Below are 19,654 nucleotides of genomic sequence, written 5' to 3'. Positions count from 1 at the left end.
CTTTTTAGTCAGGGCTTTCGCCAAAACCGAGGACTATTGGGATTTGTATTTTGATATTCGTCCAGCCCTTAAGGCAGCTGTGGAAGAAGCAGGTTTAACTATTCCATTCCCACAACGGGATATACATATGATCCAAGACAGTGCTCAAGATTAAGGAAGTACCTTAAAAATTTGCTACTAGTATTGGCGACATAATAAAAGGCGCATTCATTATATTAATAGTGAACTGCGCCTATTTTATTGCTAATTCAACATCTATAGCCCAGTTAAATTTCAGTTTCAAAATCTTGTTTTTTTGATCCCAATAACCTACTTGAGAAGAATCTGAAAAGCTCTGTATATCGTCCACCAATTCAACCGCTTTGTGATTAACTAAAATGACTTTGGGTTTCTGCTGCCAGTTATGAACCATCATAGTCAACCCCCTAGTAGTCGGCATTGTAGGATATTGTCCCTGACGCTTGAGGCTAAAACTAATTTGAGTTTTGTCTTGCTGGCTATCAAAAGTTAACTTTTCATAGTGTTTATTTTTTATCGCATTAGGATCTACGCCATCATCGTCATACATCACACCAGTTGAAAACTTCACTGATGAATCAGCGTAATAATGCAACATCAAATTTTGTGTTGTGTAAAGATCTGTGGATTGCACCGGCTCAACCATAGGAATAAATGCACCGCCACGGACCATTACCGGCAGTTTTTCTAGATGATTATTCAATTCAATCGTTTGATTACCTTGGTATTTTTTATCTGTCCAATAGTCAAACCAGACCCCTTGAGGTAAGTCCATTGAGACAACTGCAAGGTTAGGCTCGGTAATAGGTTTGACTAAAAACGCGTCGCCCCAAAAGTAGCTGTCTGCAATATCAATCAATTTCGGGTTTGATAAGTCTTCAAAAAATACCGGACGCATTAACGGCATGCCTGTTAGGCTGTTTTCGTAAGCTAAGGAATAATTGTAAGGCAACATCGAGTAACGCAGTTTGACGTATTCTCGCAAAATATCTTTGGTTTGCTTGTCGTGGAATATCGGCTCTGGGGCAATATTGTCTTGAGCGTGAGGTCTAAATACCGGTTGAAAAACCCCATATTGTAGCCAACGTATATAGAGTTCTTGGTCAAAGGTTTCACCACCGGCAAAACCACCCAAATCTGAATGGGTATAACCAAACCCCAGAAGACTCATTTGCAATGACAACTCGACCTGCGGTTTTAAACCATCCCAAGAACGACTCACATCACCTGTCCATGGGATCATCCCATAGCGCTGTGACCCTACAAAACCAGACCGCATCATAATAAATGGCCGTTGTTCTGGTGCAATAATCAATTGGTTATCGTAGACCCTTTTCGCCCACATGTGGCCATAGGCATTGTGGATTTCGTCACCCGTAACTTGTAGTCCATTGAAATTATGTATGCTGTCGCCTGGATGCACTTCTGGCTCTCCTAAATCGCCCCACCAACCTGCGACGCCTTGCTCAAACAAGTCGCTATAGATGCGAGCAAACCAGTTACTGGCTTGCCTATCGAACACGTCAATTAACCCAGTATTTCCAAAGTAGAAGTCAAAACGGCGCGGCGCACCTGCATGGTTTTTTGCTAAAACCTGGTTATCTACAGCTTGTTGCCATTTATCAGAACTAGATAAGATAAAGGGTTCAGTGATGAGTATTGTTTTCACTCCATTGCTTTTAAAGTCAGCCATCATTTTTTGTGGTTGTGGAAAAGCGTTTTTGTCCCAGTCTAAATTTCCCATAAAACCTTTAATATCGTTGCCAAACCAATACAAATCCAATACCACTGCGTCAAGGGGGAAGTCTTGATCAATAAAACCTTGAACAGTCTCCCGTGTTTGTTGCTCGGTTTTATAGCCAAAACGAGACGCAAAATTACCTAGCGCCCAACGTGGTGGCAGCGGTTGCTTGCCTGTTATGGCAGCAAAATTTTTGACTACATCCGGAGAATTCTCGCCTGCAATGACAACATAAGCAGTACGACCAGCAACGGCTTCAAATTGCATAATATCGGATTCGGTATGCCCTAAGTCCATATAACCACTGGCTGAATTATCAAAGATCAGCGCATAGTTACGATTGGATAAAACCGCAGACAACCCGAAATACATTTGGTTTGATTCAGTGGTGTAACCGTAATGGGCTTTGTTATATAAAGGAAAACGTTGCCCTCGTCTGTCCATTCCTAAGACTCGTTGGCCACCACCAATTAATTTTTCATCAGGTTGTAACTTAAAACGAAAGCCTCGTTGTGTGTCCTGCAAAAATAGACCAACTTCTTCTTCAAGTAGTAATTTTTCAGCTTGGTAATAACGTATTTTAACTGGAGATTTATCGATAACAGCGGTTAAGTTCCCGGTACTGGCTTGCACCGTAGTAAGGTTACTTTTTACTGCTAATTCTATTATTTCTGAGTCATCATCAAGGGCAAATGAAGGCAACTGTTTAGTGTTATTAGGTTGATAAAACACCTCAAAAGCATGAGCCGAACGGGCGCTAAGTGACACCTGACCTTGGTCAGTTGAAATGATCAACACATTACCTTCAAACCTATGATTTTGGTACTCTGCAGCCTGCAGCAAAGAGCCAAAAAACAGTAAACAAAGCAGTATCAATGATTTAATTGGTAGCGTGCTAGCTTGGCAGTTAACAATCGAATTTTTATTTAAAAACATAGTGATGATCTTCTAGGGAAGTGTTAAAAAGCGGGTTGTTGTTGAAATAACCACTGAATGGCTTCAGAAAACTCTGTGCGCCACAATTGCTCATTATGTTCGCCATTAGCAACACGCTTAAATAGCGCATTTTGCCTTGGATGACCTTGCTGCCTTAGCTGTCGTAACATTTTATCGGTATCAGCTATCATGCCATCGCCTTCTTTGTCACCATACATCACGTACAAACGCGCATCCAACGGGGCTTTTTTAAATCTACTGTAAGAAAAAACGTCTTGTGAATACCAATACGAAGGTGAAAAAATCCCAGCTTTACTGAACACCTGTGGATAGGCATGAATGGCATAGTGAGAGATCAAAGCTCCCATTGAGCTTCCCATAATAGCGGTATGCAAACGGTCTGCTTGGGTTCGAAAATTTGTATCGATATAAGGTTTAACAACCTCAACAATAAACTCCATATATTGCTGACCTTGCGCTGCACCAAAACGTTTATTTTCCCAGGGTGATAATTCGTTCATACGAAAATCAGCATCGTTGTCAATGCCAACCACAATCACCTCAAAGCCTTGCTTTTCGGCGAGCTGATTGAGGGATTCGTCTACCCGCCATTCTCCAGAAGACGCAGTTTTGTCATCAAATAAGTTTTGTGCATCATGCATATAGATGACTGGGTAGCTTTTATCTGATTGATGGTAACTAGGCGGTAAATACAGGCGCACGGTGCGTTGTCTGTCGAGCCCAGGCATCAAGAATTGATAGGGCAAGACTTGCACGTTGTCTGTGGCAGTAGTTTTTTTCTCTGGCTCACTACAAGCAGAGAATATTAAAACACAGATTAATAGAACTTTTGGAAACGCTAATTTTAATTTCATAATTGGATTACAACAGATTGCATGGGTGCTAAATGCAATTCTAACAGGCCTAAGCTATCTTCTATACTCAGCAAATGTTGATCTCCAGTTAATAAATCTACACCTTGGTAACTATTTTGACTGAGTGCTAACTTATTCAGTTGTTGGGCGTTTAAGGTCACAGCGAGGTCAACGCTTTGATGTTGTCCGAAATGGCTAATCACTATCAATCGCTGTTGCTCGGTGTAACGAATAAAAGCAATCACTTTATCGGTAGCTACAACAGAGTGTGTTTGTTGAGCATCGCCTTTGGTAACGTAGTCAGCGTTAACCAGAGCAGGCATATAATCACCTAACATGGCAGGGTGAAAGGCTGATATTTTCATTAGGTCTGCGTAGAAATTCCGCAGCGCCTTTTCTGAAACACTTAACATTCCGCCATCGAATTTACCGTTATTCATCCAACGCTGATGAGCTGGCACACCACCATAATCAAAAATGCTGGTACGTGACGGGTCGCCAAACCCTAAATCTTCGCTACCGTCTTCACCCACCTCTTGTCCGAAATACAACAAAGTAGGTGAACGACTGATTAATGCTGAGACCACCAAAGCAGGCATTCCCATTTGTGCGCCCCCTACTAGACCGGCAAATTCGTCGCTGGCGATACGCTGTTCGTCATGATTTTCTAGAAAGTGCAGCATATGCTGTTCAATATCCTGATGCCCTGCTTGGATTTGATGCAATACATCTGCCTTTTCCTTGCCTTGCATGATGGCCTTGAGGCTATCGTAAAACTCGACTTTGTCATACAAATAGTCCATTTTCCCAAACTGTATATATTGTCGATATAAATCTGGGTTGTATACTTCGGCTAATAGAAACGTATGAGGATTTTTCATTTTTAGCGATGAATTTAAATAACTCCAAAATTCAACCGGCACCATCTCTGCCATATCATAACGAAACCCATCGACCCCTTTATCTAGCCAGTAATGGGTAATATCGCGAAACTTACGCCATGAATCGGGAACCGTTTTGTCTTGCCAAAATTGTGCATGTTGCTCAAATCCAAGTTGCATATAATGTTTTGGTAACCGCGGGAAGTCATAACTACCATCAGGTTTTACGCCATAGTTAACTTTGACGGTTTCATACCAATCATGGAAATGAGGTTGCGATTTACGAGAACCGTTCCCCGTCCATTTAGCTGGTGACTCATTAAATTTGCCATCTTTTAGCGGGTGGGACTGCCCCCCTAGCGGACTATATGAATCAAGAAAAACCGGCACTTGAAAATCTTCGCCCACTACATAATAAAAGTTATTGTCTTTGGCATATTCGACACTTGTATCGTCTAACTCGCCAAAATCACTTACCCCATCTGGTTTAGCTAAAGATTGATAATTTCGGGCCACATGATTGGGCACTATATCAATAATAACTTGCATACCGTTTTTATGGGTTCTGGCAATTAATGCTTCAAACTCTTGTAGGCGATTCGCGGGATCGTCAGCCAAATCAGGATTAACGCTATAATAATCTTTCACCGCATAAGGTGAGCCTGCACGCCCTTTAACCACATCCGGATCATCATTGGAAATACCATAAGCGGTATAATCAGTGATCACGTCATGATGAGGCACACCTGTATACCAAACGTGTGTCACTCCAAGTTGTTTTATGCCTTGCAAAGCAGTGTCTGTAAAGTCGCTAAACTTGCCAACACCGTTTTCTTCCTTAGTGCCCCAGGGTTGATTATTACTATTGGTATTTCCAAAAAGCCTTGTAAACACTTGGTATACAACAGGTTTACCTTGTGGCTCGGTGGGTAATAATTGCTCTATGTTATTGCTCGTTTGTAGCTTAGATGTGGGAAGTGTGTCTTTAGGTGTAGGTGAACACCCTGTGGCAGCGGCAAAAATAACAATAGACAAAATAGTGTGATTCCATTTAGCTAATTTTGTTTCAATCATATACAAGGTTCCGTCAACAAGGCAGCCTAAATCATACCTTTCGCTGTGACTTTCTAACAGTCTGCTACATACGTATTCAGAGTCGACAGCAGAGCTTCTATTTCTAAAATCAGATCCTTTTACAAAGCTTATGCTGTTATCATAGAGTATTAATCACCAGAATCAACTTGCGACCAAAAATCAAATGAAAATATTAATCAGAAACTTAGACAGAGAAACCACTGAAGAACAGCTAAAAGCCGCATTTGAGGCCCATGGAAAAGTGCAATCTTGTGATGTAGTAAAAGAAAAAACCAATGGCTTATCAAAAGGTTTTGGTTTTGTTGAAATGCCTAAACCTGGCGACGCTAAAATAGCAGTAAAATCCCTTAACGACACTATGCTTGGTGCCAACAAAATAAGAGTAAAATACGCGCAAGATAAAGTCACTGCGCCAAATAAACCATCAAATGACTAACTGATAGTCAAAAGATAAAAGTGAGCGACGTTGTGGTAGAAAAATGCGCAACTTGCGCACTATTAAATTATACATACAAGGAGTGTACATAATGAAAAAGCTACTTATTCTAGTTCCATTTATTTTTCAAATTCAAGGTTGTAAAGATGTAAGTGCCACATCAACAATCGTTTCCGATGTGTAATATGAAATATTACATGAAGATAATTACAATGAATATGCAGACTTTACAAGTAAAAATGCGACAGTCATAAGGTTCCAAACTGAATATAAAAATGAACTAATTAAGAGAACTAGTGACAAGGTAAAGGCAGTAAATTTTGAGGAAGAAGTTATATTCCTAATTGATATGGGTTATAGAGGTAGTGGTGGTCATTTTTAAAGATGTTCAATCTTTTAGTGAAGAAAATGGTTATATTAGAGCTATAGTAATTCATACTGCTCCCGGTGAAGGCTGTATGGTAGATGCATCTATTACTAACCCTTTCAAGTTTATTAAATTAAAAACAACAAAACTAATATTGGTAACCGAAGAAATACATACTTCTGATTGTTAGTATGTATAACAAGGCAATTAAGAACGGACCCGTAACAGTTGGCTCGGTTTCGCTTCACATTTTAGCCAACCATTACTTGGCCGCTTATTGCGGCGTTATATGCCAGTTGTAGCTTGTTGACAAAGTCCGGCATTGCCGTATGATTCTGTTATGATATTTATTGAAACAAGTATATTCACGAAAGTTTTACCAAATTACTTATCGGACGATGACTATCGAGGTTTGCAATCTTACTTGCTTCAAAAACCTGATGCAGGGGATATTGTTCGAGGGTCTGGAGGAATACGGAAAGTTAGATGGTCTCCTTCCGGAAAAGGAAAAAGTGGTGGTGTACGTGCAATATATTACTGGAAAAAGTCTGAATATGAGATTTGGATGCTTACTATGTATAGTAAATCTGAGCGTTCAACAATTGCATCTCATATTCTTAAACAAATAGCGGAGGCAATAGATCATGAGTAATCGAGATATAGGTCTAGAAATTTTAGAGGGCTTAAATGAAATTAAGAGTTTTAAACGCGGTAAGTTTTCATTAAAAACTACTGAGTTATCGGAACCATCGGAGCCTCAGGTAATCCGTTCAAAACTAAATTTATCCCAATCAGCTTTTGCTGGTTTACTGGGAGTCAGTATGCGTACTCTTCAAGATTGGGAGCAAGGTAGAAGACATCCTCAAGGTCCTGCTATTGCATTATTACGTATTGCTGAACAACATCCAGAAGTGTTTGCAGACCTTCATTAAATCGGCATATAACAAAAACATAAACTGGAAAACTACTCGCTGAAAAGCGCTCGTATTTTCCAGTTATATTAAGCGTTATACGGCCGTGGTTATCATTAAGTAGGGATGTATGAAACAACAAAAAGAGTCACTTCGTTTGCTCGAAGAAGCATTAAAGGAACTGGAATCTACAAAAGGCTCAGTCCTTTCTGCCATACAAAAAATATCAAGGGCTTCTGTGATTATGGATAACACAGAAATACACCTTTGGTGCCAAATTCAACTTGGAGAACAAAGGTATACGACTGCACTTAGAAAGTTTGTCGATACACTTTTAGTAAGGCAAGAAGATGACTCTAAAGAGGTAAAAGATGAGCTTGCTGAATATCAGAAAGAACTTGACGACCTTGGCCTGAAAGCTGGAATTCACTACTCAGATGAAGAGCTAACGGTAAAATACCCAGAAAGCGGTGGTGGTTACGTTAATATTGGTTTTGTCGAAGAAAGGTATGCTGATTTAGTCAGAACAAAAAGTGGAAACGATGGCACCCATTATAAAAATGCCCTTAATAGACATTTAAACTATGTGCGTAAAAAAGCACATGAGATAGCCTCAATATTATTTAATCAATTGAAGTTTTCGGGCACCGTTAGTAATTGCTTCGATTTGCTTAAGAATGAAGTTGACGATAAGTTACTAGATCTAGACCCAGTGCTCGCTGAACAGCTAATGCTGGCATTTAAATCTGTTTCGTCTGCAAAGGAAGAAGAATGGTCACAGGCTCTAACGACCTGTAGAAGACTTCTCGAAGGCCTTGCTGATCAATTACATCCAGCCTCAGATAAAAAAATAAATGGAAGGGTTTTGGGGCAAAACCAATATGTGAATAGAATATGGGCTTTTATGGATTCAGTAATTGAGTCTGATAGTAATAAAGCCTTAGCAAAAACACATGTTGATTTTTTAGGAGGATGGCTAGAAAAAATCAATAAACTTGCTAATAAAGGTGTGCACGCTGAACTTGGGCAGCTGGAAGCTACAAAAGCGGTATTTCATACGTATTTGGTAATAGCTGATATTCTCGAACATTTAGGTGATGAGACTGGCAAAAAAAGTAAGCCCGATATTAATTCCGCAACAATAGACGAGCTTGAAGCGTTGTTATCAGTCAACCGAAATATAGCCAAAGAAATCTTTAAACATCGAATTAAAGAAGGTTATTTGGATTTAGACTCTCTTTCTAAGATTAACGGAGTCGGCCCAAAAACAATTAAAAAAGCTGAAGAAGAGTTTGTAATTGTTTAGTAAGCGTATAACAAACCCGTCAATTAGGACACTCGCAAGCTCTTGCCTATTACGCGGGCGTTAGGGCTACTTGTAAGTCCGCAATCAATCATCGAGATGTAGAATGGATTATCCAGCATTACTTGAAGCAGGGATGCACAACATGACACTATCAGATCTCAAAAGTGTTTTTGTTGACCCCTTTGAAAATATCGAACGTAGAGAAAACTTATTAAATCGTTTTGAAGCGTTTATAAGTCGCCTGAAAGATGTACCTATTAATATGGAAGTATGGATAGATGGATCATTTGCTACTAAAAAAGAGCACCCAGGCGATATCGATCTTGTAGTAGTTTGTGAGCAAGATGAAGTTAATAAACTCCCTATAGAAAAACAGTTAATTCTTAAAGAGCTGTTTGAAGATCAAAAAACGACTAAACTAAGATATGAATGTGATGCGTATTTCGTTATTGATAATATGCATGACAAAAGTTATTGGCGTGGCTTATTTGGGTTTGATCGTAATGAGAAACCTAAAGGTATAGCTAGAATAAAGGTGGAGGCTTAGTTATGAATATTTTAAATTTAGAAACTAAGCTTGCTGCTGCCGAAAAACTTATTACCGAAAAAACTGACCTTTTGTCACAAGGCTCAAATTTCGCTCTTGAATTAAGTATCAACTCTCTAAAATCTCATATAGAAGATTTGTCTTTTCAATTAAAAACGGCAAAGGAACAACGAGAAAAAGAAGTCGTTGAGTTACGTTTAATTGGAAATGAAGTAGATAATGGAACAGTTCCTTTAGATCTCTTAGCCAACCTATCAAAGTACTTTTCAGGTTTAGTTACAGCTGCATCTGCTAAGTTAAAATTGGGTCAAGACATCTCGGGTGTAATTCCTTCTGAAATTACCTATCCACTTAACCTAAGGTTTGCCGATATTGGGCAAGGTTCATCTCGCTTGTTTATTACAGGTGATACATCACCTGACCTTTTCGGAGAAAGTCTCCTTGAGAATAGCCTTAATGGCTTGTTTGAATTACTAAACTCAGATTTTAATGAAAGCCTAAGTGACCAAGTTCACTTTCTTGGTCTTAGAAGTACTCATAATTTAGCTGAATTTTTAAAAGTTCTACGTAAAAGAAGTATCGAACTGGAATTAAGCTGGGCTGCACCAAATGAAACAAAGCATTTTTGGAAAGGTCGCAGAGATAAAATTCAAATTTTAGAAAAGTTACTTGATGGGTTTAGTGCTAGTGATCCTATTAATACAACTGTATGTGGCGTTGTTGAACTAATTAGCCGTTCCGGTAAGTTAGATATTAGGCAAGAAGATGGCGACCTTATTAAAGTTACTTATTCTAAGAAACTCTTTGCAGATGTTAGAAAACTTCGACTTGGAGATAACGTGAGGTTAGATTGCAAAGAAGTAACTGTTTTTAACAGTTCAACAGAAGAAGAAAAGAAAAAATATAGTTTAAGCAAAATATTATGGGAAGAGTAGCCCTAACAAGCGCATTAAGACGGGACTGCTAACAGTTTGCTCGGTTCCGCTTCGCTTCACATTTTAGCAAACTATTACCAGCCCCTTATGCGGGCGTTAGCTGCAAGTTAACCTTCATCACATTTTTTGAGGATAAAATATGGATTTAAATAACATCATTACATTTATCACAGTGGCAACATTATTGGTAATATCGCCAGGCCCAAATGGTTTTCTCATTGCTAAGACGGTCCCTCTGTCAGGACATAAGGCTGGGTTTGCTAATGTTGGTGGGTTTGTCGCTGCCTTTTACGTACACGGAACTCTCTCTATTTTTGGTATTTCTATTCTTTTAGTTCAATCCGCAGTTGCTTTCACGGTGTTTAAAATGCTTGGTGCAGCATACTTAATTTGGATAGGTATTAAAGCAATCAGAAATGCATTAAACCAAACTACAACAACGTCAATCGAGTCACCAAATGAAACACAGAAGAAGGTTTCAATTCGTAATGCTTTCTTAGAAGGCTTTGTAACTAATGCTCTTAACCCAAAAGTTTCAATATTCTACCTTGCAGCCTTTCCGCAATTCATTTCATTAGAGGGTAATGCTTTTAGCGCATACGCACTTGTAACTGCGCATTCGTTAGTTAATCTCATTTGGTTTTCGATTATGGTATTGGCATTGTCTCGAGTAAAAAATGCTGCTAACAGTGCAAAGTTTAAAACATGGCTCAATTCCATTACTGGTCTAGTATTTATTGGTTTTGGGGCTAAATTGGCGCTAATGAAAACCAGCTAACAAATACGTAAACCGGATTTGTGGAAAAGCACCACAAACCGGTTATGTAAGGTGTTAGCAGCCTTGGGATAGTTATGCTCAATACGGATAGAGTTAAGGAAAATGATGAAACGAGTGCTTTTAGTGGCACTGTAAAGTGGAAGCCGACTAAATCCATTTGGTTTTTAACACATTTAGTGGCGGCTATTTTCATCGCACCTTTTGTATTATCTTTTTCTGCGTTTTTAGTTTTTCTAATCCTTACAGCAATCACATTATGTTTTGGACATTCCCTAGGAATGCATAGATTACTCATCCACCGTTCATATGAATGCCCTAAATGGATGGAGTATTTATTTGTATATTTAGGGGTACTAGTTGGTATGGCTGGCCCAATCAGTATGATGATTCAACACGACCTCCGAGATTGGGCGCAAAGACAAACTCGATGCCATGATTATTTACTACATGGCTCAAAAATCCTAAAGGATGGTTGGTGGCAACTAAATTGTGATCTAGCATTAAACAATCCTCCTAAATTTGAAATAGAAAAATCTGTATCCTTAAATAAATTTTATCAATTCATCGAAAGAACTTGGATGCTTCAACAGTTAGTTTTGGCCGTTCCTTTATTTCTTATTGGAGGCATTTCTTGGTTAGTTTGGGGTGTTTCAGTCCGAGTTGTAATATCAGTAGGCGGTCATTGGCTAATAGGTTACTTCGCTCATAATAAAGGTGATAAAACTTGGGAGGTTGAAGGAGCAGCAGTGCAAGGTCATAATATTAGAATTGCAGGGTTCCTTTCTATGGGCGAAGCATGGCATAACAACCATCACGCTTATCCTGGCTCTGCTATGTTGGGCTTGTATAATGACGAACCAGATCCTGGTTGGTGGGTTTTAAACGCTTTACATAATCTCAGAATAGTTAAAAACATTAAGTTGCCAAAGCAACTTCCTGTCCGGTCAGAGTTGGTAGCTGTTTCTGATAATATTGATAACCGTGTTGAGCGGGTGCCAGAAGACTGCGAAGTTGCAAAGTTTATACGAAAAGGCAGCTAAAAATTAATATGCGGTTCTTTGGGTCCGCATCATTTAACTGTTAAAAGGCCACGGCTGATATGGACTCATATGCCAATTGAAGAATCAAAATTAGGTAGTGTAAGAACACTACTTTCTATAATTTCTGAGCTAGATGAAAGTGATGATCTATATTTCTTTAGAGGTCATGCTGATAAATCATTCCAGTTACTGCCGTCTATTTATAGAAAACCAGAATGGTTAAGTAATGAAGATAAGATGATAAGGGAAATGCTAATGCGTTGCCCCAATGATTTTTCTCTTATGCAGACTAGCTTTGAAAAACTGGTAAAAATGCAACATTATGATCTTCCTACAAGGTTACTAGATTTATCAGAAAACCCTTTAGTCGCTTTATATTTTGCATGTACTTGTGAAAAAAATAAAAATAAAGATGGTGAATTTTTATTTTTTAAAATACCTAGGGAAGAAGTTAAATATTTTGATAGTGATACTGTTAGCGTTATTTCTAATATAGCTTGGTCAAAATCAGATTTTGAGATAGCTCAAAGTTATTCTTCAGAACGAAGTTTTCATAATGAAAGAAATCATCATGCGACCAAATTAATGCATGACATTCAACAAGAGAAGCCGTATTTCTCACCTAGAATTCAACCAACACACATCAAAAGTGTTGTTTGTGTAAAGCCTAAAATGGATAACCAACGGGTTATTAGGCAAGATGGTGCATTTCTTTTATTTGGAACTGCACAAAATAAACATACACCTGCATCTATACCAGAAAATTGGATATACAGGCTTAATGGGAAAAAATATATTATAAAAGCTGCAGATAAAGAGCAAATACTGAAGCAGCTTGTTGGTATAGGTATTTCTAAAGCTAAACTTTTCCCTGAAATAGATATGGTTTCACAATTTATTAAAAATGATTACGGCTTAAAAACCATAGAATTCACTTCTACTCATAAAAAAACTATCGCTGGGCCAAAGTGGGGATAAAGGCCTTTTAAAAATTAATATGCGGTTCTTTGGGTCCGCATCATTTAACTGCTATGTTTCTCTATCGTTCCGCTTCATTGCAACCTTGTAAACCTTTCCCTTGTCTCGTTTACCTACAGAGATCACTGTAACGGTTATAATATCGTCGTCGACTTCGTAAACTAACCGATAGCCTGCTTGTCTGAACTTTATTTTATAAAGCTCATTGGCGCCTGATAATTTAGCACCCGGAATGTGTGGATTTTCTAATATTTCTGCTAACTTCTTCTTAAACTGGTTTTGGACTGTGGCGCCAAGCTTTTTCCATTCTTTCAGAGCTGACTTTTTAAATGCAAGTTCATAGCTCATCTAAACTAATCTTAATGCTTTCTTCACTTTTTCTATTTTCGGCAATACTCAGCAGCTCTAAATCTTCTAAGTGATCCATTAAAAACTCATATGTTTCTGCTGGTATGCAATAAAATGCTGGCTCATTTCTATTTAAAACGGCAATAGGGTCACCGTTTGCGCTTAAAGCAACTTTCATTGGGTTGGCCTTTAACTCACTAATACTCGCTGCTGTTTCAGTTAAAATCCTAGTAGTCATACAATCCTCGGCGCGTTTAAAAGGTCTTTAATTAGGTCTTTAATTAGGTCTTTAATTAGGTCTTTAATTAGGTCTTTAATTAGGTCTTTAATTAGGTCTTTAATTAGGTCTTTAATTAGGTCTTTAATTAGGTCTTATTGTAGTCTTCAAAACATGACAAGGCAATTAATCGGACAAAAATCTATTGGCTGTCCTCACTTCGTTCGTTATTCTTGCCAAAAGTTTATTACCGTATATTGCGGCGTTATGTTTGAGTGGATACCGGTTGAAGTTTTAAGTGTTTTGTAAAAGGAATGAAGTCTCTATCAGCAAATAGCAAGGGAATTCGATTACTTATACAGAATGTAGCAACTATCACGTCAGCGGTTTTCCTTATCGTTATCCCTTTTTTCCTTAAAATACGATAATTTTCTGCAGCTTTTAATGCTATATCTGGCGAAAGCATGCTGAATTGGTGCAATGCCAGAAGGTGCGCTTTAGCCGTTTCATAGTCCTTGTCAGATCGAAACCCTTGAAGTATTTCTAACAATATTAGATCACCAATCGCAACCTCATCATTAATTAAAGCGATATCTAGTAAATTAGATTCTTGGGTCTCAACTCCTTTGAAGTAATCAATCCAAACGCTTGTATCAACCAATATCACTCAGTGACTCTCATATCGTTAAGGTCACCTTCCCAATTAAGCTTTCCTCTGAGGCTACGAATACTAGCTTGTTTCCTTAGTCTTATTAAGGCTTTGAGGCCTTCTTCAACAGCTTCTTTTTTAGTTTTTAGTCCAGATGCACTTAGTGCGTCAGCCATTAATTTATCGTCAATTACAATATTAGTTCTCATGTTGCACCTATGTGTAAGGAGTAGCATATTTATACACATAATAACTCAGTCGAAAAAACATCACAAGCCAAGTCAGCGAGAATTTTACTCACAATACAACGCTCATAAAATCCCCTGTTTGGGGCGTTAGGGCTACTTTGGCATTCCCCCCCCCACGTACATACAATGTACATATGATTAAATTCGAATGGAATGCGGCTAAAGCTACAACAAACATTAAAAAGCATGGAGTTTCTTTTGAAGAGGCTAAATCCATATTTTTTGATGAATTTGCTGTGCAGTTCTTTGATCAAGATAACTCCAAAACCGAAGACCGCTTTTTGATGCTGGGAAAGAGCAATGAAACCAACTTGTAGCTCGTTTGTCACTGTGAGCGTGATGATGGCAATTCAATCAGAATTATTTCCGCTAGAAAAGCCACAAAAAATGAAAGTAAAAATTATTTTCGAGGGCATTAATTATGAAAAATGAATATGATTTATCAACAATGAAATCGCGTAAAAACCCATACGCAAGTAAATTGAAAAAGTCTGTAACCATGCGTCTTGGAGAAGATGTTATTTCTTACTTTAAAAATATGGCAGAAGAATCTGGTGTTCCTTATCAAAGTCTAATCAATTTATATTTACGTGACTGTGTGGCAACACAAAAAAAAATCGATATTAACTGGCATGCGCAATAGCAGCCCTAACTAACAAAGTCAGCGGACGCGCAAACAGTGCGCGCCGTTGCTTTGAAGCGTTATAGGTATTAAATATGGATGTTGGATTTATTGATATTTTTGGAGTACTTATGATTTACTTTGGATTAAAGGTAATCGTTGGTGGCAAAGTTGATGTTGAGGCTGGCTTTACTGATGGGGCTAAATACAATGCTAAGTTTACTAAAAGCTCAAAAACCAGTTTAAGTGGCAACAATGCAAAGCTTGTGGGTGTTGGCTTTTGCCTTCTTGGTATTTTAATCATAGTGCTTGTGCCAGATGAAAATGTACTATTTTCAATATCATACCTATAACAAAAAAATCATGGTGGGAATTTTACTCGCTGAAAAAGCTCTCCTAAAATCCCCATTTTTAATGCGTTATGACTCAAAATAGCTTTTTGACGTCTCTGTAGAAGTTTTCGTGAGAGCCAAGAGTGATCAACTCAAGTACTAATGCTCCATCTTCATAGCTGTAGCCCAGTAAAGTTGGTTGTTTTACCATTTTGAATTTATAGACTCGCATGAAAGAAAGATCGCCTTTCTTTTGCTCTCCTAGTCTTGGATTTCTCATTAATTCACGGATCGCATCATCAAGGTCGACCTTCTGATTCTTGTAAAGTTTTTTGGTAGCCTTTTTAAAACTAGAGGTCTGTAAAACTTGAATGTTATTAGCCAAATTCGTAGGCCTCTAATTTACCCGCTTCTTTTTCTGCTTTGGCGATAATGGCTTGTTTTACAAATTCATATGGGAGATCTGGATTGTCTTCCATCATTTCACCAATTTTGGCCCAATGTTCAATTTGTTTTGGTGTTGTACGGTTGAGAGCTTTAGCCATAATTGTCGCTTTCTCAACTAAGTCTTGGTCCAATCTAATACTTGCAGTTGCCATATTTTTCTCCTCATTTGTTGCTTACCATTGTAGTAAGTTGCTACAGTTGTGGCAATGAGTTATAACAAAAACTATCATGGTGGGAATTTTACTCGTAAGTAAAGTGCTCCTAAAATCCCCATATGCAAAGCGTTGAGGCTGTAGAAAAAGCTCAAAGCTAAAAAATGGATAAACGCTAGGTTGATTATTTCTTGGATTCAATGGTAAAACCTATCCAGATTCCACCTAGCAACGCGTTTTTTGATGTGTTTTTAGCTTGTTTTCATATTTATTTTAAGGCTGGGACTTTTTCTACAGCCTCGTTAGCTGCTTAAACATTTGCCTAGCTTGAATAGTTTCAATAGAATCAATTTATGCTAACAGTGTTAAGAATTGGTCCCTTTCGTTTCTTCTTTTATAGCAACGAAAATGGTGAACCTCCACACATCCACATACAACGAGAGAATATGCTCGCTAAATTTTGGGTAAAGCCAGTAACTTTAGCTAGTTCAACGCGATTTTCTCGAATAGGATTACGTAAACTTCAGCAATTAGTTACTGAAAATAAAGAAGTATTTTTGGAGGCTTGGAATGAACACTTTAGCGGTTGAGCTGCACCCACAAGCTCATACTATCAAATGCACTGATTCTGATTTAATTGTTGAATTACTTGATGGTCGTACAATTTCAGCGCCATTAGTATGGTTTCCTCTATTATCGCAAGCAACCCCTGAGCAACGAGCCAACTGGGAATTACTCGGTGATGGTGACGGTATTCACTGGCCAGAAATCGATGAAGATTTGAGTGTTGCTGGTTTGTTGTCAGGTACGCATTAAACTCGCAGCTAACAAAACAATAACCCACATTCGCTGCGCTCATTGGGAAAAATCCTCGCCGTCGCTCAGCTTTCCCGTTATTGTAGGCGTTATGTTTTCTTAGGGTGTCAACTGAACTTAAAAACAGTGGAGAAAAAATAATGAGACAAAATGATGAAACGACTTCGAAAGAAACACGCTTAAATATGTATATCTGTTGGGGCGTAATCATTGGGTCCATTGTTGGTTTGTTCTCAGGAATATTCTGGTTTGAGATGGGCTTGTCATTATTATTTGGTACGGTGTTAGGGTTAATCATCGGGTCAGCTATTGGTTCGTGGTTAGACAGCAAATCCAAATCAATTGGTTCAAAGTTAAATTCATAGTGAAACGGAAACATGACAATCCATTCAACCGGACCTAAAATCGCCGCAAAAAACGCGGCTGGGACAACTACTCACTAAGCTTCGCCCAACAACGCTCGCATTTGCCCCTTGGCAAAGTTATGCACAACATTCTGTACACGTACTTGATTTTACACTAAACTTGTTCCATATACTGTACAAGTGAGGTGCAAAATGAGAATAGTCTCTTTTACCGAAGCCCGAAATGGCTTAAAAGCCGTTTTGGATAATGTAATTGACGATGCGGATACTACTATAATTACTCGTCGCGACACTGTAGATGCTGTTGTAATGTCATTGGATTATTACAACAGCCTTATGGAAACTGTTCATTTACTTCGCTCTCCAGCGAATGCTGAACACTTAAATCGTTCAATTGCACAGTTTAAAGCGGGTAAAACGACTCAGCGAGAACTTATTGATGAGTAACAGGCTATTTTCATGGACTGATGAAGCTTGGAATAGTTACGTCTATTGGCAGACTCAAGACAAGAAAATCTTGAAACGCATCAATAAGCTAATTTCCGATGTTAAGCGCTCTGAGTTTGATGGAATTGGAAAACCGGAACCCCTTAAAGAAAACCTTTCTGGCTTCTGGTCTCGCAGAATAGATGATACTAATCGTTTGGTATATGCCGCAGATGATACAGCAATTACGATTATCTCGTGTCGTTATCATTATTAGTAGGTGGCAGCTAGCAAACCAAGTAAGTGAGACAATTACACGCAGGCTCCCGTCACTTCATTCCATATTATAGCCTGCGTGCAATTGCCCCTTCTTGGGGTGTTAGGCATTTGGAGAGTACATGGAACGTTTAAATAATCATGTAAGTACACTTTTGGTTTCTTCTGCTCTGGCAGTCGGAATTGTCAGCGGCGGTGCTTACTTTATCTTGGGATCATTTGAAGAAATTTTTCAAGAGTTTAATACCCAGTTACCACTTATACTTTCTTGGGTTTTCCCTTCTTACCGTTTTTGGTGGCTTACCGCTTTCATTTTGTTAGTTATGTTTGTTTTTTCACTCAAACCTAATCTAAATAAATCACCAGCATTCAATAAGTTATTCTACCGCTCATCAATTTTTGGCTTTTGTACTTCGGTCCTATTTATTGTATTTTCTGTAGCTTCAATTTATTGGCCTGTAATGCAAAATGCCTAAATATTAATATGCGGTTCTTTGGGTCCGCATCATTTAACTGTTATAGCTTTCAAGGAATACATTGATGGAGCATTGGGAAATTTATTCGATTACTGCATTGGGGGCACTCGCGATAGTCGTTTATTTATATCTGTTGCTAATCAAAAAATCCGAATTTGTAAAAAAGCCCTCGAAAGTTGTTGTTATTGGTTTGTTCTTTACTGCGCTAATTGGTTGGCTAATTAGGTACTCCCAAATATTCGATCAAGAGCTTACTTACGTGCATTACCTCGATATGTCTTTTCATGCTCTAATGCTCCCAAGTGTCGCTGTGGGCATTGGCTTAATTAAAGCCTTAGTTTCATATATAGGGGGCATAGTCGGTGCAAACATTAACTAAAGGCTATAACAAGTTATCAAAATAGGTCACCGTTCGGATGTTTATAAGCGCACCTAACAAAACAATAAACAACGTTCGCTTCGCTCATTGGGAAAAAGCCTCGCTATCGCTCTGCTGGGCCAAGCAGCCGTTCGGCTAAGTTAGGTCCTACTGCTGCAATTCGCCCATAACAGTCTATTAGGGTAGGTCGAAACCTATCGAATCAAAGTGTCAGATCAGATGTATGCGACTACAAATGAAACTGTTAACACCAAGCGACTTTGTCGTATCTTAATTACCAAGCAATTCTGTCGTAATTGCTTACTGTACCTCAACACTTTGATTTAACAATAAATTGTGGCTCATTCACGGGGTCACTTTGACGCCTTGCACTAAACAAACACTCAGTTTTCATATTTTTATTCCTATCTTTTATTTATAAATTTGATCCCTATCAATAAACACAGCTGCAGCTTACCCAATTAGGTTAAATATCAATTATGTTTATGCTTGATCTAATCACAAAGGTAAGGCATCAACATGAAAGCATTTATTTGGATTTTTTCAGTATTAGTATTGATTACTTTAGCTGCTTGTAGTTATGGACCAGAATCCCCCAAGGGTTTTAGTTTGCCTGAAGGCGACATAGCTAAAGGCGAAAAAGTTTTTATGAAGTATCAGTGTTTAGCTTGTCATGCGCTCAAGGGTTATGAAGACGCCTCTTTAATTAAAGAATTTGATACTCCCGTACCACTAGGGGGTACCTCTGCAGTTGTCACTACCTACGCGCAATTAGTCACTTCTGTAATCAATCCCTCTCATAAATTAGCGCCTAGAAGTCACGCAATTGAAGAAAAAGTCAGCAAACAGGACGGAAGTTCAAAGATGCGAGTATTTAACGACGTCATGACGGTTCAAGAGCTGATTGATTTAGTTGCTTTTTTACAACCTAAATATGATGTGAAACCAATCACTTATACACATTATGGTCAATATAGAGTGATGTAGGTGTTTAACAGTATCAACACTGTGAATTTTCAGTGTTTGCAATTTTATATCCCGGTCAATCACCTTTTAT

Annotated in this window: 29 protein-coding genes; 20 read left to right on the top strand and 9 right to left on the bottom strand. The window is 38.4% G+C overall.

Features of this window, described 5'->3' with window-relative positions:
- Window positions 1-232 precede the first annotated feature (232 nt).
- The 3 genes from KO534_RS22380 to KO534_RS22370 are packed head-to-tail and all read right to left on the bottom strand — an operon-like array spanning window position 233 to window position 5,525.
- Entirely contained in the window at window positions 233-2,695 is a 2,463-nt protein-coding gene (locus KO534_RS22380) for a glycoside hydrolase family 31 protein (RefSeq protein ID WP_215933539.1), read from the bottom strand.
- 23 nt (window positions 2,696-2,718) lie between these two features.
- Window positions 2,719-3,570 (bottom strand): alpha/beta hydrolase, encoded by an 852-nt coding sequence (locus KO534_RS22375; RefSeq protein ID WP_215933537.1) that lies wholly within the window; start codon window positions 3,568-3,570, stop codon window positions 2,719-2,721.
- The gene (locus tag KO534_RS22370) at window positions 3,567-5,525 is read right to left on the bottom strand and encodes an alpha-amylase family protein (protein ID WP_215933535.1); all 1,959 of its coding nucleotides are present in this window, start codon (window positions 5,523-5,525) and stop codon (window positions 3,567-3,569) included. The genes KO534_RS22375 and KO534_RS22370 overlap by 4 nt, the downstream gene beginning before the upstream one ends.
- Before the next feature lie 184 nt (window positions 5,526-5,709).
- Between KO534_RS22370 and KO534_RS22365 the strand changes: the two genes are divergently transcribed.
- The 9 genes from KO534_RS22365 (at window position 5,710) to KO534_RS22325 (ending at window position 12,844) form a co-directional block, all read left to right on the top strand.
- Window positions 5,710-5,982, top strand: coding sequence for an RNA recognition motif domain-containing protein (locus KO534_RS22365; RefSeq protein ID WP_215933533.1), 273 nt, complete (start codon window positions 5,710-5,712; stop codon window positions 5,980-5,982).
- A gap of 707 nt (window positions 5,983-6,689) precedes the next feature.
- Window positions 6,690-7,001 carry a type II toxin-antitoxin system RelE/ParE family toxin gene (locus tag KO534_RS22360; RefSeq protein ID WP_215933531.1) on the top strand — a complete coding sequence of 104 codons (312 nt, stop codon included), beginning with the start codon at window positions 6,690-6,692 and terminating at the stop codon, window positions 6,999-7,001.
- Window positions 6,994-7,281 (top strand): helix-turn-helix domain-containing protein, encoded by a 288-nt coding sequence (locus tag KO534_RS22355; RefSeq protein WP_215933528.1) that lies wholly within the window; start codon window positions 6,994-6,996, stop codon window positions 7,279-7,281. The genes KO534_RS22360 and KO534_RS22355 overlap by 8 nt, the downstream gene beginning before the upstream one ends.
- 109 nt (window positions 7,282-7,390) lie before the next feature.
- Window positions 7,391-8,566: a ComEA family DNA-binding protein gene (locus KO534_RS22350; protein WP_215933526.1), complete on the top strand. Its 1,176-nt coding sequence runs from the start codon at window positions 7,391-7,393 to the stop codon at window positions 8,564-8,566.
- 103 nt (window positions 8,567-8,669) lie between these two features.
- The gene (locus KO534_RS22345; protein WP_215933524.1) at window positions 8,670-9,113 is read left to right on the top strand and encodes a DUF6932 family protein; all 444 of its coding nucleotides are present in this window, start codon (window positions 8,670-8,672) and stop codon (window positions 9,111-9,113) included.
- A gap of 2 nt (window positions 9,114-9,115) precedes the next feature.
- Window positions 9,116-10,048, top strand: coding sequence for a hypothetical protein (locus tag KO534_RS22340; RefSeq protein WP_215933522.1), 933 nt, complete (start codon window positions 9,116-9,118; stop codon window positions 10,046-10,048).
- Between the two features lie 139 nt (window positions 10,049-10,187).
- Window positions 10,188-10,826: a LysE family translocator gene (locus KO534_RS22335; RefSeq protein ID WP_215933520.1), complete on the top strand. Its 639-nt coding sequence runs from the start codon at window positions 10,188-10,190 to the stop codon at window positions 10,824-10,826.
- 74 nt (window positions 10,827-10,900) lie between these two features.
- Window positions 10,901-11,866: an acyl-CoA desaturase gene (locus KO534_RS22330; RefSeq protein ID WP_215933518.1), complete on the top strand. Its 966-nt coding sequence runs from the start codon at window positions 10,901-10,903 to the stop codon at window positions 11,864-11,866.
- A 69-nt stretch (window positions 11,867-11,935) separates the two neighbouring features.
- A complete protein-coding gene (locus KO534_RS22325; protein ID WP_215933516.1) occupies window positions 11,936-12,844 on the top strand; it encodes an FRG domain-containing protein in 909 nt (302 codons plus the stop codon).
- 51 nt (window positions 12,845-12,895) lie between these two features.
- On the opposite strand, the gene KO534_RS22320 is transcribed toward KO534_RS22325, so the two are convergent.
- From KO534_RS22320 to KO534_RS22305, 4 genes are all read right to left on the bottom strand, one after another.
- Window positions 12,896-13,192 carry a type II toxin-antitoxin system RelE family toxin gene (locus KO534_RS22320; RefSeq protein ID WP_215933514.1) on the bottom strand — a complete coding sequence of 99 codons (297 nt, stop codon included), beginning with the start codon at window positions 13,190-13,192 and terminating at the stop codon, window positions 12,896-12,898.
- Window positions 13,182-13,430 carry a type II toxin-antitoxin system Phd/YefM family antitoxin gene (locus tag KO534_RS22315; protein WP_215933512.1) on the bottom strand — a complete coding sequence of 83 codons (249 nt, stop codon included), beginning with the start codon at window positions 13,428-13,430 and terminating at the stop codon, window positions 13,182-13,184. Before KO534_RS22315 ends, KO534_RS22320 begins: the two co-directional genes overlap by 11 nt.
- A 244-nt stretch (window positions 13,431-13,674) precedes the next feature.
- Window positions 13,675-14,076, bottom strand: a complete 402-nt coding sequence (gene vapC / locus KO534_RS22310; protein ID WP_215933510.1) for a type II toxin-antitoxin system VapC family toxin — start codon at window positions 14,074-14,076, stop codon at window positions 13,675-13,677.
- The gene (locus tag KO534_RS22305) at window positions 14,073-14,267 is read right to left on the bottom strand and encodes a type II toxin-antitoxin system VapB family antitoxin (RefSeq protein ID WP_215933508.1); all 195 of its coding nucleotides are present in this window, start codon (window positions 14,265-14,267) and stop codon (window positions 14,073-14,075) included. The genes vapC and KO534_RS22305 overlap by 4 nt, the downstream gene beginning before the upstream one ends.
- Window positions 14,268-14,440: 173 nt before the next feature.
- Between KO534_RS22305 and KO534_RS22300 the strand changes: the two genes are divergently transcribed.
- From KO534_RS22300 to KO534_RS22285, 3 genes are all read left to right on the top strand, one after another.
- The gene (locus tag KO534_RS22300; RefSeq protein ID WP_215933506.1) at window positions 14,441-14,623 is read left to right on the top strand and encodes a BrnT family toxin; all 183 of its coding nucleotides are present in this window, start codon (window positions 14,441-14,443) and stop codon (window positions 14,621-14,623) included.
- A gap of 104 nt (window positions 14,624-14,727) precedes the next feature.
- A complete protein-coding gene (locus tag KO534_RS22290) occupies window positions 14,728-14,949 on the top strand; it encodes a CopG family antitoxin (RefSeq protein WP_215933504.1) in 222 nt (73 codons plus the stop codon).
- Between the two features lie 74 nt (window positions 14,950-15,023).
- The gene (locus KO534_RS22285; protein WP_215933502.1) at window positions 15,024-15,281 is read left to right on the top strand and encodes a hypothetical protein; all 258 of its coding nucleotides are present in this window, start codon (window positions 15,024-15,026) and stop codon (window positions 15,279-15,281) included.
- Between the two features lie 73 nt (window positions 15,282-15,354).
- Here KO534_RS22285 and KO534_RS22280 read toward each other — a convergent pair whose 3' ends face one another.
- Window positions 15,355-15,645, bottom strand: coding sequence for a type II toxin-antitoxin system RelE/ParE family toxin (locus tag KO534_RS22280; RefSeq protein ID WP_215933500.1), 291 nt, complete (start codon window positions 15,643-15,645; stop codon window positions 15,355-15,357).
- A complete protein-coding gene (locus KO534_RS22275; RefSeq protein WP_215933497.1) occupies window positions 15,638-15,859 on the bottom strand; it encodes a ParD-like family protein in 222 nt (73 codons plus the stop codon). The genes KO534_RS22280 and KO534_RS22275 overlap by 8 nt, the downstream gene beginning before the upstream one ends.
- A gap of 353 nt (window positions 15,860-16,212) precedes the next feature.
- Here KO534_RS22275 and KO534_RS22270 point away from each other — a divergent pair, with 353 nt between their 5' ends.
- The 8 genes from KO534_RS22270 (at window position 16,213) to KO534_RS22235 (ending at window position 19,584) form a co-directional block, all read left to right on the top strand.
- Window positions 16,213-16,449: a DUF4160 domain-containing protein gene (locus KO534_RS22270; protein WP_215933495.1), complete on the top strand. Its 237-nt coding sequence runs from the start codon at window positions 16,213-16,215 to the stop codon at window positions 16,447-16,449.
- Entirely contained in the window at window positions 16,430-16,675 is a 246-nt protein-coding gene (locus tag KO534_RS22265; RefSeq protein ID WP_215933493.1) for a DUF2442 domain-containing protein, read from the top strand. The genes KO534_RS22270 and KO534_RS22265 overlap by 20 nt, the downstream gene beginning before the upstream one ends.
- A 140-nt stretch (window positions 16,676-16,815) precedes the next feature.
- Entirely contained in the window at window positions 16,816-17,040 is a 225-nt protein-coding gene (locus KO534_RS22260; protein ID WP_215933491.1) for a hypothetical protein, read from the top strand.
- 192 nt (window positions 17,041-17,232) lie between these two features.
- Complete coding sequence (locus KO534_RS22255) at window positions 17,233-17,487, top strand: type II toxin-antitoxin system Phd/YefM family antitoxin (protein WP_215933489.1); 255 nt, start codon at window positions 17,233-17,235, stop codon at window positions 17,485-17,487.
- The gene (locus KO534_RS22250) at window positions 17,480-17,743 is read left to right on the top strand and encodes a Txe/YoeB family addiction module toxin (RefSeq protein WP_215933487.1); all 264 of its coding nucleotides are present in this window, start codon (window positions 17,480-17,482) and stop codon (window positions 17,741-17,743) included. The genes KO534_RS22255 and KO534_RS22250 overlap by 8 nt, the downstream gene beginning before the upstream one ends.
- 121 nt (window positions 17,744-17,864) lie before the next feature.
- Entirely contained in the window at window positions 17,865-18,218 is a 354-nt protein-coding gene (locus KO534_RS22245) for a hypothetical protein (protein ID WP_215933485.1), read from the top strand.
- Between the two features lie 64 nt (window positions 18,219-18,282).
- Complete coding sequence (locus tag KO534_RS22240) at window positions 18,283-18,597, top strand: hypothetical protein (RefSeq protein ID WP_215933483.1); 315 nt, start codon at window positions 18,283-18,285, stop codon at window positions 18,595-18,597.
- A 519-nt stretch (window positions 18,598-19,116) separates the two neighbouring features.
- A complete protein-coding gene (locus tag KO534_RS22235) occupies window positions 19,117-19,584 on the top strand; it encodes a c-type cytochrome (RefSeq protein WP_215933481.1) in 468 nt (155 codons plus the stop codon).
- Window positions 19,585-19,654: the final 70 nt, after the last annotated feature.

This window comes from Paraglaciecola arctica (assembly GCF_018861065.1).
GTDB lineage: Bacteria > Pseudomonadota > Gammaproteobacteria > Enterobacterales > Alteromonadaceae > Paraglaciecola > Paraglaciecola arctica_B.
Note: the sequence above shows the minus strand (reverse complement) of the source record. Positions and strands in the feature narration are given on the sequence as shown.

Bases quoted from the DNA above. Each gene is read 5' to 3' on its own strand.
- KO534_RS22380 (WP_215933539.1), bottom strand. From the start codon at position 2,695: ATGTTTTTAAATAAAAATTCGATTGTTAACTGCCAAGCTAGCACGCTA.
- KO534_RS22375 (WP_215933537.1), bottom strand. From the start codon at position 3,570: ATGAAATTAAAATTAGCGTTTCCAAAAGTTCTATTAATCTGTGTTTTA.
- KO534_RS22370 (WP_215933535.1), bottom strand. From the start codon at position 5,525: ATGATTGAAACAAAATTAGCTAAATGGAATCACACTATTTTGTCTATT.
- KO534_RS22365 (WP_215933533.1), top strand. From the start codon at position 5,710: ATGAAAATATTAATCAGAAACTTAGACAGAGAAACCACTGAAGAACAG.
- KO534_RS22360 (WP_215933531.1), top strand. From the start codon at position 6,690: ATGATATTTATTGAAACAAGTATATTCACGAAAGTTTTACCAAATTAC.
- KO534_RS22355 (WP_215933528.1), top strand. From the start codon at position 6,994: ATGAGTAATCGAGATATAGGTCTAGAAATTTTAGAGGGCTTAAATGAA.
- KO534_RS22350 (WP_215933526.1), top strand. From the start codon at position 7,391: ATGAAACAACAAAAAGAGTCACTTCGTTTGCTCGAAGAAGCATTAAAG.
- KO534_RS22345 (WP_215933524.1), top strand. From the start codon at position 8,670: ATGGATTATCCAGCATTACTTGAAGCAGGGATGCACAACATGACACTA.
- KO534_RS22340 (WP_215933522.1), top strand. From the start codon at position 9,116: ATGAATATTTTAAATTTAGAAACTAAGCTTGCTGCTGCCGAAAAACTT.
- KO534_RS22335 (WP_215933520.1), top strand. From the start codon at position 10,188: ATGGATTTAAATAACATCATTACATTTATCACAGTGGCAACATTATTG.
- KO534_RS22330 (WP_215933518.1), top strand. From the start codon at position 10,901: ATGCTCAATACGGATAGAGTTAAGGAAAATGATGAAACGAGTGCTTTT.
- KO534_RS22325 (WP_215933516.1), top strand. From the start codon at position 11,936: ATGCCAATTGAAGAATCAAAATTAGGTAGTGTAAGAACACTACTTTCT.
- KO534_RS22320 (WP_215933514.1), bottom strand. From the start codon at position 13,192: ATGAGCTATGAACTTGCATTTAAAAAGTCAGCTCTGAAAGAATGGAAA.
- KO534_RS22315 (WP_215933512.1), bottom strand. From the start codon at position 13,430: ATGACTACTAGGATTTTAACTGAAACAGCAGCGAGTATTAGTGAGTTA.
- KO534_RS22305 (WP_215933508.1), bottom strand. From the start codon at position 14,267: ATGAGAACTAATATTGTAATTGACGATAAATTAATGGCTGACGCACTA.
- KO534_RS22300 (WP_215933506.1), top strand. From the start codon at position 14,441: ATGATTAAATTCGAATGGAATGCGGCTAAAGCTACAACAAACATTAAA.
- KO534_RS22290 (WP_215933504.1), top strand. From the start codon at position 14,728: ATGAAAAATGAATATGATTTATCAACAATGAAATCGCGTAAAAACCCA.
- KO534_RS22285 (WP_215933502.1), top strand. From the start codon at position 15,024: ATGGATGTTGGATTTATTGATATTTTTGGAGTACTTATGATTTACTTT.
- KO534_RS22275 (WP_215933497.1), bottom strand. From the start codon at position 15,859: ATGGCAACTGCAAGTATTAGATTGGACCAAGACTTAGTTGAGAAAGCG.
- KO534_RS22270 (WP_215933495.1), top strand. From the start codon at position 16,213: ATGCTAACAGTGTTAAGAATTGGTCCCTTTCGTTTCTTCTTTTATAGC.
- KO534_RS22265 (WP_215933493.1), top strand. From the start codon at position 16,430: ATGAACACTTTAGCGGTTGAGCTGCACCCACAAGCTCATACTATCAAA.
- KO534_RS22260 (WP_215933491.1), top strand. From the start codon at position 16,816: ATGAGACAAAATGATGAAACGACTTCGAAAGAAACACGCTTAAATATG.
- KO534_RS22255 (WP_215933489.1), top strand. From the start codon at position 17,233: ATGAGAATAGTCTCTTTTACCGAAGCCCGAAATGGCTTAAAAGCCGTT.
- KO534_RS22250 (WP_215933487.1), top strand. From the start codon at position 17,480: ATGAGTAACAGGCTATTTTCATGGACTGATGAAGCTTGGAATAGTTAC.
- KO534_RS22245 (WP_215933485.1), top strand. From the start codon at position 17,865: ATGGAACGTTTAAATAATCATGTAAGTACACTTTTGGTTTCTTCTGCT.
- KO534_RS22240 (WP_215933483.1), top strand. From the start codon at position 18,283: ATGGAGCATTGGGAAATTTATTCGATTACTGCATTGGGGGCACTCGCG.
- KO534_RS22235 (WP_215933481.1), top strand. From the start codon at position 19,117: ATGAAAGCATTTATTTGGATTTTTTCAGTATTAGTATTGATTACTTTA.